Source organism: Paraburkholderia caribensis, from assembly GCF_002902945.1.
Classification (GTDB): Bacteria; Pseudomonadota; Gammaproteobacteria; order Burkholderiales; family Burkholderiaceae; genus Paraburkholderia; species Paraburkholderia caribensis.
Genome location: NZ_CP026101.1, coordinates 2,475,857 through 2,491,450, shown reverse-complemented (window position 1 = coordinate 2,491,450; position 15,594 = coordinate 2,475,857). Strand labels below are relative to the sequence as shown.

Annotated in this window: 12 protein-coding genes and 1 pseudogene; 5 read left to right on the top strand and 8 right to left on the bottom strand. The window is 64.7% G+C overall.

Features of this window, described 5'->3' with window-relative positions; translation table 11 throughout:
- Nucleotides 1-17: 17 nt before the first annotated feature.
- Nucleotides 18-860, bottom strand: coding sequence for an AAA family ATPase (locus C2L66_RS11055; RefSeq protein WP_007583382.1), 843 nt, complete (start codon nucleotides 858-860; stop codon nucleotides 18-20).
- A gap of 374 nt (nucleotides 861-1,234) precedes the next feature.
- On the opposite strand from C2L66_RS11055, the gene C2L66_RS11045 reads away from it, so the two are divergent.
- Nucleotides 1,235-1,615, top strand: coding sequence for a c-type cytochrome (locus C2L66_RS11045; protein ID WP_007583383.1), 381 nt, complete (start codon nucleotides 1,235-1,237; stop codon nucleotides 1,613-1,615).
- 111 nt (nucleotides 1,616-1,726) lie between these two features.
- Nucleotides 1,727-2,110, top strand: coding sequence for a c-type cytochrome (locus C2L66_RS11040; protein ID WP_036003647.1), 384 nt, complete (start codon nucleotides 1,727-1,729; stop codon nucleotides 2,108-2,110).
- 103 nt (nucleotides 2,111-2,213) lie between these two features.
- On the opposite strand, the gene C2L66_RS11035 is transcribed toward C2L66_RS11040, so the two are convergent.
- The 3 genes from C2L66_RS11035 to rsxB all read right to left on the bottom strand — a co-directional run bounded on the left by C2L66_RS11035 (nucleotide 2,214) and on the right by rsxB (nucleotide 4,305).
- Nucleotides 2,214-2,648, bottom strand: coding sequence for a DUF1841 family protein (locus C2L66_RS11035; protein ID WP_036003650.1), 435 nt, complete (start codon nucleotides 2,646-2,648; stop codon nucleotides 2,214-2,216).
- 124 nt (nucleotides 2,649-2,772) lie between these two features.
- Complete coding sequence (gene nth / locus C2L66_RS11030) at nucleotides 2,773-3,417, bottom strand: endonuclease III (protein WP_060600141.1); 645 nt, start codon at nucleotides 3,415-3,417, stop codon at nucleotides 2,773-2,775.
- A 9-nt stretch (nucleotides 3,418-3,426) separates the two neighbouring features.
- Complete coding sequence (gene rsxB, locus C2L66_RS11025; RefSeq protein WP_176056949.1) at nucleotides 3,427-4,305, bottom strand: electron transport complex subunit RsxB; 879 nt, start codon at nucleotides 4,303-4,305, stop codon at nucleotides 3,427-3,429.
- A 345-nt stretch (nucleotides 4,306-4,650) separates the two neighbouring features.
- Here rsxB and C2L66_RS11020 point away from each other — a divergent pair, with 345 nt between their 5' ends.
- Complete coding sequence (locus C2L66_RS11020; RefSeq protein WP_007583389.1) at nucleotides 4,651-5,283, top strand: TetR family transcriptional regulator; 633 nt, start codon at nucleotides 4,651-4,653, stop codon at nucleotides 5,281-5,283.
- A 121-nt stretch (nucleotides 5,284-5,404) separates the two neighbouring features.
- Here C2L66_RS11020 and C2L66_RS11015 read toward each other — a convergent pair whose 3' ends face one another.
- Complete coding sequence (locus C2L66_RS11015; protein ID WP_054929995.1) at nucleotides 5,405-6,688, bottom strand: polyhydroxyalkanoate depolymerase; 1,284 nt, start codon at nucleotides 6,686-6,688, stop codon at nucleotides 5,405-5,407.
- A 292-nt stretch (nucleotides 6,689-6,980) separates the two neighbouring features.
- Nucleotides 6,981-9,021: pseudogene (locus C2L66_RS11010) on the bottom strand (glycoside hydrolase family 15 protein); the annotation flags it as partial.
- 243 nt (nucleotides 9,022-9,264) lie between these two features.
- On the opposite strand from C2L66_RS11010, the gene C2L66_RS11005 reads away from it, so the two are divergent.
- Nucleotides 9,265-9,510: a hypothetical protein gene (locus C2L66_RS11005; RefSeq protein ID WP_036003661.1), complete on the top strand. Its 246-nt coding sequence runs from the start codon at nucleotides 9,265-9,267 to the stop codon at nucleotides 9,508-9,510.
- 194 nt (nucleotides 9,511-9,704) lie between these two features.
- Here C2L66_RS11005 and C2L66_RS11000 read toward each other — a convergent pair whose 3' ends face one another.
- The gene (locus C2L66_RS11000) at nucleotides 9,705-9,860 is read right to left on the bottom strand and encodes a DUF3096 domain-containing protein (RefSeq protein ID WP_007583393.1); all 156 of its coding nucleotides are present in this window, start codon (nucleotides 9,858-9,860) and stop codon (nucleotides 9,705-9,707) included.
- 374 nt (nucleotides 9,861-10,234) lie between these two features.
- On the opposite strand from C2L66_RS11000, the gene C2L66_RS10995 reads away from it, so the two are divergent.
- Nucleotides 10,235-11,392 carry a lactonase family protein gene (locus C2L66_RS10995; RefSeq protein ID WP_060600143.1) on the top strand — a complete coding sequence of 386 codons (1,158 nt, stop codon included), beginning with the start codon at nucleotides 10,235-10,237 and terminating at the stop codon, nucleotides 11,390-11,392.
- Between the two features lie 86 nt (nucleotides 11,393-11,478).
- On the opposite strand, the gene C2L66_RS10990 is transcribed toward C2L66_RS10995, so the two are convergent.
- Nucleotides 11,479-15,525 (bottom strand): DNA translocase FtsK, encoded by a 4,047-nt coding sequence (locus C2L66_RS10990; protein WP_060600145.1) that lies wholly within the window; start codon nucleotides 15,523-15,525, stop codon nucleotides 11,479-11,481.
- Nucleotides 15,526-15,594: the final 69 nt, after the last annotated feature.

Sequence of the window (15,594 nt, the reverse complement as noted above, 5' to 3'; positions counted from 1 at the left end):
CTGTCTTGACGGCGCAATCAGCGGTTATTGCGATTCATGAATACGAGCCGCTCGAACAGGCTCACGTCCTGTTCGTTCTTCAGCAGCGCGCCGTGCAGCGGCGGCACGATCTGCTTCTGATCCTTCGAGCGCAGCGCTTCGGGCGGAATGTCTTCGGCGAGCAGGAGCTTGAGCCAGTCGAGCAGTTCGGAGGTGGACGGCTTCTTCTTCAGGCCCGATACGTTGCGCAACTCGAAGAAGCTTTCCATCGCGGCGCGCAGCAGTTCCTGCTTGATGCCCGGATAGTGGACTTCGACGATCTGCTGCATCGTCGACGGATCGGGGAACTTGATGTAGTGGAAGAAGCAGCGGCGCAGGAATGCATCGGGCAGTTCCTTCTCGTTGTTCGACGTGATGATGACGAGCGGCCGGTGCTTCGCCTTGACGAGTTCGCGCGTCTCGTACACGTAGAACTCCATGCGGTCGAGTTCGCGCAGCAGGTCGTTCGGAAACTCGATGTCGGCCTTGTCGATTTCGTCGATCAGCAGCACCGATTGCTCGTCCGACTCGAACGCCTGCCACAGCACACCCTTGACGATGTAGTTGCGAATGTCTTTCACCCGCTCGTCGCCGAGTTGCGAATCGCGCAGGCGCGATACGGCGTCGTATTCGTACAGACCCTGCTGTGCCTTCGTGGTGGACTTGATGTGCCATTGCAACAGCGGCATGTCGAGGGCCGCCGCGACTTCCTCTGCGAGCATCGTCTTGCCCGTGCCCGGCTCGCCTTTGATCAGCAGCGGCCGCTTGAGCGTCATCGCGGCATTGACCGCGAGCTTGAGGTCGTCGGTGGCGACGTATTGCGATGAGCCTTCGAAACGCATGACAGGACGCTCGTTCGGGAAAAATTCCAGTATAAGTCAGAAGCCCTGTTGCGCTCCGCGGGGCGCGCGTAAGGTGTCAGCCGCATCGGACGGTATGCGCGGCGCGCGCAAGAGGCGGATTTCCGCATGCGGCAATCCGCCGCGCCCGGACGGATGGCCGTTGTGGCTGTCCCATTTCGGCATTTCGCGCGATGCCTTGTGGCGCGGCGCTCTGCCGGGGCAGGGCGCGGGTCCGGTCCGGTGGACGCCCCGCGCGGCGTCGCGGTACAATTGGGCCGATTTTTTTGGCCTGCGTGGCAACCCAGACAAGTAAAACGGCGCAGGCCGTAGCCTTTTTGGGCGCCCGTTCCCCCTCAAGCCAGGTTAAAAGAGCTATGAACAAATTCGTTGGCAAACATGTCGTGGTCGCTGCCATGTCGGTGGCCGCGGGTTTTGCGGCAACTTTGGCGGCAACTGCGCAGGCAGCGGATATCGTGGGCGACGCCAAGGCGGGCCAGGGCAAGGTCGCGATGTGTATCGGCTGTCACGGTATTCCCGACTACCGCACGGCTTATCCCGAGGTGTACCGGGTGCCGATGCTGGGCGGCCAGAACCGGACCTACCTCGAAAACGCGCTGCATGCGTACAAAAAGGGCGACCGCCATTTCGACACAATGCACGCAATTGCCGTGACGCTGACCGACCAGGACATCGCCGACATCGCCGCGTATTACTCGGTGCAGACGGCCTCTTCGAAGAATAATCCCGACAAATGAATGGCGGCGCGCGCCAGCGCGTCATCGGCTCATTCAGTTCGCGGCGCAACCAGTTTGCATGGGACGGCGGTAGGCGCTAAAGCGCAAACGTCCGTCGACACAGGAGAATCCATGAAGAAGCATCCCCACGCACTTCATACGGTGGTCAAGGCTGCATGCGCGACGCTTGCGCTGGCCGGTTTTGTCGTCGCATCGAACGCGCACGCGGCGGATGTCGCCAACGGCAAGGCGCTCTCCGAGAGCCACAACTGCGCGGCCTGCCACGGCCCGAACCTGAACAAGCCCGTGACGCCCGAGTATCCGAAGCTCGCCGGTCAGCACGCGGATTACGTCTACTGGGCGCTGCGCCAGTATCAGATGGGCACGGGCAACCCGCATCTCGGCCGTAACAACGCGATCATGCAGGCGCAGGTGCAAAGCCTGTCGCCGGGCGACATGAAGGACATCGCCGCCTACATCGAATCGCTCGATGGCGACCTCGTGCAGAAGAAGTAAGCTGCTGCACGCCCGCTGACGGCTCACGACCAACACCCCGCCACGGCGGGGTGTTTGTTTTCCTGTGGCGGATTCTGGCTGGCGCGAAACGTCGCGCCGTCAGTCAGTCGCGCGACGCGCGGCGCTCGATGCGCTGCAGATAGGCGTCCGTATCGGGCGGCGTGTTGGTGCGCTGCGCTTCCCAGATCGTTTCGCCCAGACACTCCATGATCGCGTGCTGCGCGTCGTGCGTGGAGCCGAGGCGCGCGGCGAGCCGGTCGTGCGCGGCGCGAATGCCGGGCGGCTGATCGATCGACAGTTGCTCGCTGATCGCCAGATGCATGGACAGATGCAGGAACGGATTGGTCTGCCCGCGTTCGGGCGAGTAATCCTGCGCCGAGGCGGCTTCGGCGTCCTTGAGTTCGGCGTGATACTCGGGATGCTCGATGATCCAGTCGGCGGCGATCGCTTCGAGCGGCGTCAGGATTTCACCCGCGCGCTGCTTGCGCCAGGTGTCGGTGAAAAAACGGCGGACTTCGTCGCGGCTGGGATTGAACATCGATGGACTTCGGACGGTGACAAGCGAGTGGGGCAGGCTGTTTGCGCCTGGCAGGCTTGCATTTTACGCCGCGCCTGCAGCGCGCGCAGACGGATGACCCGACGCCCGGACGCGCCGCTGCGCTTCACAGATCGGGCGGCGGCGTCTTCGGCTTGAATTCGCACAGCGGCTCGATGACGCAATGCCAGCATTCCGGCCGGCGCGCCTTGCACACATAGCGTCCGTGCAGAATCAGCCAGTGATGCGCGTCCTGCAGGAACTCGGCGGGCGTGAATTTTTCCAGCGCCAGTTCGACGGCGCGCACGTCCTTGCCTGGCGCGAGCCCGGTTCGGTTGGCAACCCGAAAGATGTGGGTATCGACGGCGATGGTCGGCTGGCCGAACGCCGTGTTGAGCACGACGTTCGCCGTCTTTCGGCCGACGCCCGGCAGGCTCTCCAGCGCTTCGCGCGCGTCGGGCACTTCGCCGCCGTACTGGTCGAGCAGGATGCGGCACGTGGCGATCACGTTCTTCGCCTTCGTGCGATACAGGCCGATCGTCTTGATGTAGTCGGCGACGCCTTCTTCGCCGAGGTCGAACACCTTCTGCGGCGTATTCGCGACGGGGAACATCCGGCGCATCGCCTTGTTCACCGAGACGTCCGTTGCTTGCGCCGACAACATCACGGCGATCAGCAACTCGAACGGCGTCGAGTATTCCAGTTCGGTCGTCGGATGCGGGTTCAGGCTCTGGAGCGTGTCGTAGATCGCCCGTCGTTTGGTCGCGTTCATGCGGCTGGGTCAGGACTTTTTGGGTTGATCGACGTCTTGCGTGGGAACGGATTCGGAACTGTCGTCAGTCATGCCCAACCGGCGACGGCGTGCCTCGGCTTCATCGATCTGCGCTTGCGTTTCCGCGCTGATATGGGTCGTGTTCCTCGGGCCGAGACCTTGCGCGGCGTTTTCCGCTTTCTTCGCGCGCGCGCGTTCGAGCGCGGCCTGGATGATCGCGCGTTTCCTGGCTTCGGCGTCGGCGACGGGCGCGGCGGCTGTTTCGACTGTTGCCTCTGTCGGGGCGGGGCCAGCGGCGGGCGCCGCCGGAACCGGCGAACTGGCCGATACCGCCGCCGCGCGTTTGGCCGCCGCGCGCGCCTCGGCCGCTTCGCGCTCCGCAGCGAGGCGGGCGCGGCGACGGTCGTGTCGCATGCGCGCGGCGTCGGCCTGTGGCTGACTCCACGCATCCCAGCCTGTCTTGTCGCCCGTGACGGGGATCATCTCGATGCAGTCGACGGGGCAGGGCGGCACGCACAGGTCGCAGCCCGTGCACAGTTCGGCGACCATCGTGTGCATCTGCTTCGGTGCGCCGACGATTGCATCGACGGGGCAAGCCTGCATGCACAGCGTACAGCCGATGCACAGGTTTTCGTCGATGAACGCGACTGGCCGTGCCCGCTCGACGCCATGATCCAGATTCAGGGGAATCACCGGCTTGCCGAGCAGCTTCGCGAGCCGCGCGACGCCTTCCGCGCCGCCGGGCGGGCACTGGTTGTAGCTGGCCTCGTCTCGCGCGATGGCTTCGGCGTAAGCGCGGCAGTCGGGATAGCCGCACTTCGTGCATTGCGTCTGGGGCAGCAGATCTTCGATGAGATCCGCGAATGTTCTGGATTCTGTCACGGTCAAGACGTGGGGGACATGCTGTTGCCGTTCACCGGCGTGGCGAATGCGTGTGATCGAATGGATGCGGTTTGAACCGCACCCTGGTGCGCGCCAGGCAGGATTCGCAGACATTGCGCAAACCGCGTGGAGTGCCGGGCCGCCAAGGTGACCGTGCGATCGGTCAAATGCGTATTATCGCCGATTTCCCCAGTTGTTATTACCGAAGCATGTGCCATAATCGAAGCGCTTTTTTGTAAGACCGCAGGACGGTGATCCCACCAACCAGCCCCGCGCAGCGCCGCCGTTGCAAGGCCAGGCAATTGGACGGCGAGCGATCCGGATAACGCGGCTCACGAAGCACATGCCACCATGAATCAGCCGAAAATCAAAAGAGATCCTGAAGGCACCCGTCGCCGCATTCTGCTCGCGGCGGCCGAAGAGTTCGCGAATGGTGGGTTGTTCGGCGCACGCGTCGACCAGATCGCCCGCCGCGCGGAGACCAATGAACGCATGCTCTACTACTACTTCGGTAGCAAGGAGCAGCTTTTCACGGCAGTCCTCGAACACGCGTTCAGCGCGCTCACGGAAGCCGAGCGCACGCTCGATCTCGCAGGCGTCGCGCCTGTCGAGGCAGTCACGCGGCTCGCGCATTTCGTGTGGGATTACTATCGCGATCACCCCGAATTGCTGAGACTCGTGAACAACGAGAATCTGCACGAGGCGCGCTATATGCAGAAGTCCACGCGCATTCGCGAAATGATCTCGCCGATCGTTGCCACACTGGGCTCGATACTCGAGCGCGGCCAGCGCGCCGGGCTGTTTCGCACGAACGTCGATCCGCTGCGCTTCTATGTGACGCTGTCGGGGATGGGCTACTACATCGTGTCGAACCGCTTCACGCTCGAGGCCACACTGGGCCGCGACTTCAGCGCGGCCGCCGAGCGCAGCGAAGTGATCCAGATGAACACCGAAATCCTGCTCGCGTATCTGATGCGCCGCTAAGCGTGATCGCCTGACGGACAAACGGCCTCGCAAGAGGCCGTTTTCGTATCCGCTGGAATGCGTTGGATGCAGGCGCAACATTTGGCTGCGCCCGCCGCACGCGGCTTGCGCCGCCGTGCGCCTATGCCTCGACGCGCTCTTCCGTCTTGCGCGTGGGCGCTTTCGGCGTGTGCTCGAGGATGAAGTCGCGCAGCTGCGGATAGATAATGGTGCGCCAGCGACGGCCCGAAAAAATGCCGTAGTGGCCGCACTTTTCCGCCGTGAAGTGACGGCGGTCCTTCTCCGGGATGCCCGTGCACAGCTCATGCGCGGCGCGCGTCTGGCCGCTGCCGGAGATGTCGTCGAGTTCGCCTTCGATGGTGAAGAGCGCGGTCTTCCTGATGTCCTGCGGGCGCACCAGTTCGCCGTTCACTTCCCACGTGCCTTCGGCGAGGCTGAACTCCTGGAACACGACGCGGATGGTCTGCAGATAGTATTCCGCGGCCATGTCGAGCACCGCGTTGTATTCGTCGTAGAAACGGCGGTGTGCTTCCGCATCTTCTTCGTCGCCGCGCAGCAGGCTCTGGTAAAAGTCCCAGTGCGAAGCCGCGTGACGTTCCGGATTCATCGCGACAAAGCCCGTGTGCTGCAGAAAGCCCGGGTACACCTTGCGGCCGAAGCCCGGATAGTTCGGCGGCACGTTGTAAATGACGTTGTTCTCGAACCATTCGATCGAATGCTGCGTCGCCAGCGAATTGACGGCCGTGGGGCTCTTACGCGCGTCGATCGGGCCGCCCATCATCGTCATGGTGCGCGGCGTGTCCTCGCCTCGGCTCGCCATCAGCGAAATGGCCGCGAGCACCGGGACGGTTGGCTGGCACACCGAGATCACGTGCAGATTCTTCGCGCCGATGTGGCGGATGAATTCCTGGATGTACGCGATGTAATCGTCGAGATCGAACGTACCGTCTTCGATCGGCACCATGCGCGCGTCGATCCAGTCCGTGATGTACACCTTGTGATCCTGCAGCAACGTCTTGACGGTGTCGCGCAGGAGCGTGGAATGGTGGCCCGACAGCGGTGCGCACACCAGCACGACGGGTTCTTCCTTCAGCTGCGTCACGGCATCGCTGTCGTCCGAATAGCGCTTGAAGCGCATCAGCCGGCAAAACGGCTTTTCGACGATCGTCTGCTCGACGATGGGAATGTTGTGGCCGTCCTTGACGATCTGGTGCAGGTTGAACTCGGGCTTCTCGTAATCCTTGCCGAGCCGGTACAGCAGTTCGTAGCCAGCGGACAGGCGGGTGGCGCCCGGCACATAGGCGAGCGGACTGGCCGGATTCGCAAACGATTTCGAGGCAGCCTGAGCCCAGGCGGTGAGCGGGCTCAACAATGCCCGCTGGAATTCGTGAATTTGATAGAGCATGGGTGCTCCAGCTATAACGGTTCGCGCAGGGCAGCGTGTCTGAACGCGCAGCGACGAGGCGGGCCGGTTCTGGTTACGTGTGGAATTGTTGGTGGTGACGATTATCGGCCGTCTGGTTCGGGTGATGATATAGAAGGCATACGATTTGTGCAATGCAACAACAGTGCGTTAGCACACTCACGGATGTCATATCCACGTCATCGACAATTCGCCCGTTTTCTTTAGGCGACGGGAGGTGCCGAGATATCAGCATCAGGCGTGCCAGAGGGCGGCGCAGCAGCTTGTCCGCTCTCGCCGTCATGCGGCGGCTGGCCAGTCGCATGTGCCATCTCTTGCTCGTGTTTCATCAGATTCAGTCCGGTGTGAACAAGGGCCACATGGGAAAACCCCTGTGGGAAATTCCCGACAAGCCGTCCGCCGACGGGATCGTATTCCTCCGCGAGCAGCCCGACGTCGTTCGCGAGCGACAGCAGCCGCTCGTACATGGCGCGCGCGTCGTCGATGCGCCCCTGCAGCGCGAGGTTGTCGACCATCCAGAAGCTGCAGGCGAGAAACGTCCCTTCGCCGGGCGGCAGGCCGTCGTCGAACTCGGTGGTGCGATAGCGCATCACGAAGCCGTCGTGCATCAGGTTTTTCTCGATCGCGTTGACGGTGCCGGCGATGCGCGGGTCCGAGGGCGGCAAAAAGCCGAGCAGCGGCAGCAGCAGCACGCTCGCATCGAGTTCGTCGCCGCCGTAGATCTGCGTGAACGCGTTCAGCTGCGCATTCCAGCTTTTCGCGCAGACGTCCGAGTGAATCTGCGCACGCACCGCGTACCAGTGTTCGAGCGGCGCGGGCAGATCGAATTTTTCCGCCGATTTGATCGCACGATCGAATGCGACCCATGCCATCACCTTCGAGAACGTGAAATGCTGACGGCCGCCGCGCGTTTCCCAGATGCCTTCGTCGCGTTCCTGCCAGATCGTTTCGAGGTGCCGCAGCATCTCGCACTGCACGTTCCACGCGGTTTCGTCCGCCTGCAAACCGCCGACACGCGCCAGATGCAGCGCGTTCATCACTTCGCCGTAAACGTCCAGTTGCAATTGCCCGACCGCGTTGTTACCGATACGCACGGGCTTCGAGTTCTCATAACCCGGCAGCCAGTCGATTTCGAACTCGGGCAGCCGCCGCTCGCCCGCGAGGCCGTACATGATCTGCAACTGCTCGGGCGAGCCCGCCATCACGCGCCCCAGCCACGAGCGCCACGCGCGCGCCTCTTCGTAGTAGCCGCCGCGCATCATCGCGAGCAGCGTGATGGTTGCGTCGCGCAGCCACACGTAGCGGTAGTCCCAGTTCCGCGTGCCGCCGATCTTCTCGGGCAGCGACGTGGTCGGCGCAGCGACGATGCCGCCCGTCGGCTCGTAGGCGAGCGCTTTCAGCGTCAGCAGCGAGCGGCGGATGGCGCTCGCGTACTTGCCCTCGACGGTGCCGCGCGACGACCACTCCAGCCAGTAGTTCTCAGTGCGGGCGAGGGCCGAGTGCGGATCGCGCGCGGGCGGAATGTTCAGGTGCGACGCGGAGTAAGTCAGCGAAAACGGCACGCGTTCACCTTCCGAGACGGTGAACTCGGCGACTGTCTTCATGTTCTCGCCGCGCAGATCGACAGGCGTGCGCAGCGCGACCGTGTCCGGTCCGGCGATCGCCTTGATGCCGCTTTCGCGCGCGAGGCGGCTGACCCAGGGAATCGAGAAGCCATAGTCGAAGCGCAGCACGAGTTCCATGCGCATCTTCACAGTGCCGCGCTTGCCGACGACGATCCGGACCATCTCCGACCAGCCGTTGCCGGGCGGCATGAAGTCGATCAGCGTGACGGCGCCGTCGGGTGTCTCGAAGTCGGTTTCGAGGATCAACGTTTCGCCGCGATAGCGGCGGCGCGTGGCGCGCGCGAAACCCATTTTGATGCCGGGGTTGCCTGCGTCGCCTGCGTCGCGGGCGGCCGATGCGTCGCGTGCTTCCGCCTGAGCCGCTTCAGTCGCGCCTTCGCGCGTCGCCGTGCGCGCGGCGCCCGGCTTGTCTGCCTGGCGCGGCACCGGCTTGCTGCAGGGTTCTGCGCGCCCTTCCTCGCGCGTTTCTTCCTGCGACGCAGACGGGGCATCAGCGGCATCTTCGGCTTGATCGTCCAGTGCGGGCGCAATCAGCCAGCGGCCGTTGTCTCTCGTGCCGAGCAGCGCGGCGAAGCAAGCGCCCGAGTCGAAACGTGGCCAGCACAGCCAGTCGACGGAACCATCGCGCGAAACCAGCGCGGCCGTGTGACCGTCGCCGATGAGTGCATAGTCTTCGATAGAGGCAGACATGGTAAAGCCGTCGGTCACCGTGTAATTAGTACGTTCCTGCGCGCGCGAAACGGTGCGCGAGCGTCGTAGTTACCGGGCTTGCGCGGTGCATTCTGGTGCATACGCGTGCGAGCATCCGGGCGTATTGCCAATCCAATTTTTTGATGCTTACAATCGGATTCAAACGTGAGTTCTGATGAATCGCAGCCCACCGGCGGCCGGTGTTGCAGCATGCAGCCACGGCGCCGTTTTCGAGGATAAGCCATGCTGAACCCGTCGAAATCCGACTGCATCACGATTCTCTCCGCCGCGAGTCAGTTGCCTGACGATTCGCTTCTTCCACTCGACTTCCGCACGCTCGGCATCTCGCGCAACGGGATGGAAACCGCCGCTGCATTTCTGATCGAACGCGCCTGTTTCAAGCGCTATAGCGAAGCCGACGGTCATTATGCCGTCGGTGGCCTGTCCTTGCAGGGGCGCTTGCGTCTCGATCAACTGTCGAACGGCTGACGCGACGCGCGTTATCCCGAACGAGCACGCTTCCAGTCAAACACGCGCAGCGCCGCGCGGACCGCGACAAGCGGCCCGCGCGGCGCTGCGCGTGGGTTCGTGAGCGTCTGACATGCCGGAAGCGCCGTCACGCGGCGCGTTCAACACCAATGCAATGCGCAGCGCGCCTGCGTGGACGCGTCCGTGCACGCGCGTCAGAAGTGCGCCGTGCCGCCGACGCCGAACAGCCCGATCAGCCCAATGATGATCAGATAAAGCGCGACGATGAAGTTGAGCAAACGCGGCACGATCAGAATGAGAATGCCGGCGATCAGCGCGACGAGCGGGCCGAGCGTGAGATGGATGTTCATGGCGACTCCTTTTGTTGGAATTGACGACGGAAAGAGACAACCTGTCGGATAGCCTGGGTTCGCGGATCAGACTGTGCTGGCGCGGGCAACGCTCTTATACTTGCCCCAAATACGACATCGACGATCAGCGGCGGCCGGGCCACGAGGGCGCACGACGCGCACGCTGCGATCGTCATGCATCCGTTACGACAACGGCACGCTCCGATCGAGCCGCGCGGCAGACCAGCGACACACACGAACCGAATAACCCGTCTCGCCAGGAGGTCGTCATGCAGCGTCGTACCCGAGCAGTAGCGTGTGCCGTGCCACAGTCTTTCAGTTTGCGCGTGAATCCGCGCTTGTCCGCCCGTTCGATCATAAGAGGTTTGACACTGATGGTATCGATTGCCGCCACGCAGTCTTTCGCTCAAGGCACGACCGCCGCACCCGCCGACGGCGTCTACGATCTGATCGTCGGCACGTACACCGGTCCGAAGAGCGAAGGCATCTATGTCTATCGCTTCGACACGAAGTCGGGCGACGCGACACAGGTGGCGTCTGCGAAGACTGACAACCCGTCGTACGTGATCGCGTCGCGCGACGGCCGCTACGTCTATTCCGTCAACGAGCAGCCGGGCGACAACGGCCCCGCCGGGCAGCGCGGCGGCATCAGCGCGTTCGGCTTCGATGCGAAAAGCGGGCAATTAACGTTCCTGAACCGCGTGTCGTCGGACGGCAACGATCCGTGCTATCTGAGCATCTCGCCGGACGGCAAGTATCTGACGACGGCCAACTACTCGGTCGCCGCGAACCCGGGCGGCAGCTTCGCGGTGTTTCCGTTGCTGGCGGACGGCCAGGTCGGCGCGTCGGTGCTAACCGTGCATCATGAAGGCGGCGGTCCCGTGAAAGGACGCCAGGACAACGCGCACGTGCATTCGACCGTGTTCTCGCCCGACGGCAACTATCTGTTCGCGCAGGATCTCGGCACCGACAAGCTCTACGCATACCGCTACACGCCCGACGGCAGCCGCGGCCTGTTCGGCCCGACGGACAAGCGCTATACCGACGTGAAGCCCGGCTCGGGCCCGCGCCATCTGGTGTTCAGCGCCGACGGCAAATACGCGTATCTGACGAGCGAGCTGACGGCGACCGTCACGGCATTTCACTACGACGACGGCAAGCTCACGCAACTGCAGGTCGTGCCGATGACGAAACCCGGCTTCAAGGGGCAGGTAGGCGCAGCCGCGATCCATCTGTCGCCGGACGGACGCTTTCTGTACGCCAGCAATCGCGGCGATGCGAATGAAATCGTCATCTATGCGGTGGATCCCGGCAACGGCCATCTCCGGGAAGTCGGCCGGCAGTCGAGTCTTGGAAAATCTCCGCGAGAGTTCTCCATCGACCCTACGGGACAATGGCTGATCGTCGGCAATCAGAACAGCGACACGGCGTACGTGTTTCGTCGCGATCCGCAAAGCGGGCTGCTGGAAGCGAACCCGAAACGCATCGAGATCGGATCGCCTGTCGACTTCAAGTGGGTGTCGCCGTCGTGATGACGGCAGTGTGAAAGAGGCGGGTGTCGCCGCTGCGTCCGGCTATTGTCGTTCTCGCAGCGGCGCTGTTCCATTCTGGAAGCGGCTCATTCCGCCGGCCCTGGCGCGAGCACTTCGCGGCTGCCGTTGATGCCCATCGCCGACACGAGGCCTGCCGTCTCCATCTGTTCGACGAGCCGCGCCGCGCGGTTATAGCCGATGCGCAACTGCCGCTGCACGGCCGAGATCGACGCGCGGCGCGTGCGCACGACGAACGCGACGGCTTCGTCGTACAGCGGATCGGCTTCCGCATCCGGCGTTTCGCCGAAGAGGTCCTGCGCGCCGCCGCCATCCGTCGCCGGGCCGTCGAGAATCCCTTCGATGTATTCCGGTTCGCCGAACTGCTTCAGATGCTCGACGATCCGATGCACTTCCTCGTCGGCGACGAACGCGCCGTGCACGCGCTGCGGATAGCCGGTGCCGGGCGGCAGGAACAGCATGTCGCCCTGGCCGAGCAGCGACTCGGCGCCCATCTGGTCGAGAATCGTGCGCGAGTCGATCTTCGACGATACCTGGAACGCGACGCGCGTCGGGATGTTCGCCTTGATGAGACCCGTGATCACGTCGACGGAGGGGCGCTGCGTCGCGAGAATCAGATGGATGCCCGCCGCACGGGCCTTTTGCGCGAGCCGCGCGATCAGTTCTTCGATCTTCTTGCCCGCGACCATCATCAGGTCGGCCAGTTCGTCGATCACGACGACGATCAGCGGCAGCGGCGACAGCGGCTCGGGCGCGTCGGGCGTCAGCGAGAACGGATTGCCGATTTTCTTCTCTTTCGCGGCGGCGTCGCGGATCTTCTGGTTGAAGCCTTGCAGGTTGCGCACGCCGACGGCCGACATCAGCCGGTAGCGCTTCTCCATCTCGCCGACGCACCAGTTGAGCGCGTTCGCGGCGAGTTTCATGTCCGTCACGACAGGCGCGAGCAGATGCGGAATGCCTTCGTACACGGAAAGCTCCAGCATCTTCGGATCGATCATGATCATTCGCACATCTTCGGGCGTCGCCTTGTACAGCAGCGAGACGATCATCGCGTTGATCGCCACCGACTTGCCCGAGCCCGTCGTCCCGGCGACCAGCATGTGCGGCGCCTTCGCGAGATCGGTGACGACCGGGTGGCCGGTGATGTCCTTGCCCATCGCCAGCGTCAGATTCGACGCGGACTTCTGATAGACGTTGGCTTCGAGAATTTCGGAGAGACGGATCGTCTGACGCTTGGCATTCGGCAGTTCGAGACCCATGCAGGTCTTGCCGGGAATCGTCTCGACGACGCGGATCGACGTGAGACCGAGACCCCGCGACAGATCCTTCATCAGCCCGACGATCTGGCTGCCGCGCACGCCGAGCGCCGGCTCGACTTCGAAGCGCGTGATGACGGGTCCCGCCGATGCGCCGACCACCGTCACGGGTACCTTGAATTCCTGCAGGCGCTGTTCGATCAGCGCGCCCGTTTCGGCGAGCTTTTCTTCGCTGACGGGCTCGGCGTCGGACGAGGCGGGCGCGAGCAGATCGAGCGCCGGCAGTTCGATGTGCGAGGCGGCAGGCGCGTAAAACTCGAAAGCGGGACCGCTGTGGCCGCGCACGGCAGGGCGGGGCGGGGTGGCGGCAGGCGGCGCCTGTTGCGCGTCGACGGGCTCGTCTTGCGTCAGGTCTGGCTCGAATTCGTCGGCCGCGTTCTGTTCAGGCGCTGGCGCAACGAGGGACGGGCCCGGGAAGCGCACGATGTTCGAAGCTGCTTCGGGTGCGGTCTCGTTCGATGTGCCGTCGAGCGCGGTCGACGCGTCGACAGGTTCACGAGGCGTGTCAGCTTCGCCGTATGCAGGCGCGTTCGACACCGATGCATGATGCGCCTGTTGTCCCGTTGGACCGGTTGCCGAAGCCACACGCATGAGCGACACGGATTGCGTGATCGCATCCCATGGCGCAAGCGGGGTAGGGGCGGTCTCAGTCTGTTCGGCGAACTCGGGCTCGTCCGCTGCGGGCGAGGCAGTGTCGCTCGCGATGTATGTTGACGGCGCAACGGGAGCTTCAGCGGCGGTTGCGGACTCGACGGCGTGAGCGACAGTCGCTGGCTGCTGCGCGACGGCGGTTGGCGCTGGCCATTCCGGCTGGCTCGCTGCCGTTTCGTGCGCGTCGAACTGCGTCGAAGCGAGTTGTGCGGGCGTTGCGATTGCATCGGCGGGCGCGGATTCGACGGCGGGCGTCGATGCCTGCGTCGAAGGCGCCGCCGGTTGCCCGGATGATGCGATGCTGGTCGCCGGTTCGGACGGCGTGGAGGTCGGGACAGCGGCCGCCACGTGTTGCGCGATCGCTTGTGTCACGATCTGTTCGGCAACGGCCTGCCGTTGCGGTTCAACTGGCTCGGACACAGCCGTTGCAACGGCCTGTTCAATCTCCTGCGCGGCGTGAGTCTGCGTGTGCGGCTCGACGGGAATTGCGCTTGCCGTCACATCGCTGGCAATTGCGCTCGGCTGAGCGGGCGCAACCGCGGGCTCCACGCGAGCCGAATCCGTTTGCTCGGCGGCGGCGGTTTGCGCTGGCGGCTCTGCCCCCGCGACCTGCGATTGCTCAACAGCCGACGGCGTCACGGATGGCGCGGCCACAAGCGCTTGAGCCGCCTCTTCGTTGCGCTCGGCTGCGTTTGCTGATTCCGAAGGCGCAACTGTTTCCGCAGCGGGCGTCGTGTGCGTGGCAATGGCAGCTTCGAGTGCGGACACGGCCTGATCGACGGCAGCGACGGCCGCCGCGCCCGATACGCCCGACACGCCCGACACGCCCGATACGCCCACCGCGCTCGCGGAACCCATGGAAGCCTCGACCGCCGTGCCGCTAGCGGACGGCGTCTGCGCATGCACTCCATCGGCAGGAACCGGCATGCTGCGCGTGTCGACGACCTTCGCCGGATCGCTCGCCGTGCGCCGGGCGAGACTCGCACCCGCGAGGGTCGTCCAGCGCGCCGCGTTTTCCTCGATGCTGCGCAGGGTTTCCTGCACGCTCGACGCGGGCGCGACGGCTTGGGCGGGTGGGTTGGCGCGCGTGTAGGCGGGCACTTTGAGATTCGGCGTGTCGCGGCGCATGCCGGGCGAAGCGGACGGCGCGACGGCTCGCCGCGTCGGCGCGGCGGGCGTTGCCGCGCCGACCGATGCCGTCTGACGGCTCTGCGCGAGCGTCGCGCCGCGCAAGGCCGCCGAGCGCGCCGACGCGACGGCGGGATTCACCGACGGGCCGCGCGCCCCGGCATTGGCCGCCGCGGCTTTCGACGATTGCAGGGCCGCCGTGCTGCCGAAGACCGTCGGCGGCGTGGCCGCGACGCGCGCGGCTTCCATCAGCGGAGCCACCGTGTCGCGCGAATGCGCGCGCGGCGTGTCGGTGTTGAGCCAGCCGGAGGGCGCGACCGGTTCGGCGGGCGTCCACGGCCTGGGTGCGCCCGGCCGATGGACGGAGGCGGGGCTTGCTTGCGCACCGCCCGCCGCATGGCCGCCGGCGTTGCGTACGCCGCCGCCGCTACCCACTGCCGAGCCACCCGGCATGCCCATCGCTTCGCCCGCCGCGACGGCGGCGCTCGTAGCGCTCGCGGCGCGCGTCGTGGAAGGCGGCCGCCACACGGTCGGCCGCGCATAACGCCCATTGGCTTTTGGCGCCATCGTATTGATCGGCGCGCTGCTATGGGACGGCGCCGACTCGACGGCACGCGAGGCGTGGCCGCGCGGTTCGTCTTCGCGCGCGCTACGCGACAGGCCAAGACCGAATGCCTCGTTGGCCCAGGCGAAGAACGACGGCCATCTGAAACCGATGAGCCACGGCAGCGAAACCGCGAACAGGCCGAGCATCACGAGCGGCGTCGCGACGCGCCCCATCAGATGCGTGAGACCCGCCGACAGTCCATGCCCGAAGCCGTCGAGCCCCTGCACGTTGACGAGCGACGCCTCCAGCGTGCAGCTCGCGATCAGCACGCAGACGAAGCCGAGCCACAGCCGGATCGTGCCGGGACCGCGCAGGCCCGCGCCGCCCGGCAGCACGGACTTCACGAGACGCCACAACAGGGGAAGAAACCAGACGGCGGAAGCGCCGAACCAGCCGAAAACTACCGTTTGCATGCTAGACATCAACGAATGACGGATGCGCGAGCGCGCGATCCATCGAGTTTAACTGGGCAAAGCGGGCCG

Coding starts and splice junctions, on each gene's coding strand:
- C2L66_RS11055 (WP_007583382.1), bottom strand. CDS start 860: ATGCGTTTCGAAGGCTCATCGCAATACGTCGCCACCGACGACCTCAAG.
- C2L66_RS11045 (WP_007583383.1), top strand. CDS start 1,235: ATGAACAAATTCGTTGGCAAACATGTCGTGGTCGCTGCCATGTCGGTG.
- C2L66_RS11040 (WP_036003647.1), top strand. CDS start 1,727: ATGAAGAAGCATCCCCACGCACTTCATACGGTGGTCAAGGCTGCATGC.
- C2L66_RS11035 (WP_036003650.1), bottom strand. CDS start 2,648: ATGTTCAATCCCAGCCGCGACGAAGTCCGCCGTTTTTTCACCGACACC.
- nth (WP_060600141.1), bottom strand. CDS start 3,417: ATGAACGCGACCAAACGACGGGCGATCTACGACACGCTCCAGAGCCTG.
- C2L66_RS11020 (WP_007583389.1), top strand. CDS start 4,651: ATGAATCAGCCGAAAATCAAAAGAGATCCTGAAGGCACCCGTCGCCGC.
- C2L66_RS11015 (WP_054929995.1), bottom strand. CDS start 6,688: ATGCTCTATCAAATTCACGAATTCCAGCGGGCATTGTTGAGCCCGCTC.
- C2L66_RS11005 (WP_036003661.1), top strand. CDS start 9,265: ATGCTGAACCCGTCGAAATCCGACTGCATCACGATTCTCTCCGCCGCG.
- C2L66_RS11000 (WP_007583393.1), bottom strand. CDS start 9,860: ATGAACATCCATCTCACGCTCGGCCCGCTCGTCGCGCTGATCGCCGGC.
- C2L66_RS10995 (WP_060600143.1), top strand. CDS start 10,235: ATGGTATCGATTGCCGCCACGCAGTCTTTCGCTCAAGGCACGACCGCC.
- C2L66_RS10990 (WP_060600145.1), bottom strand. CDS start 15,525: ATGCAAACGGTAGTTTTCGGCTGGTTCGGCGCTTCCGCCGTCTGGTTT.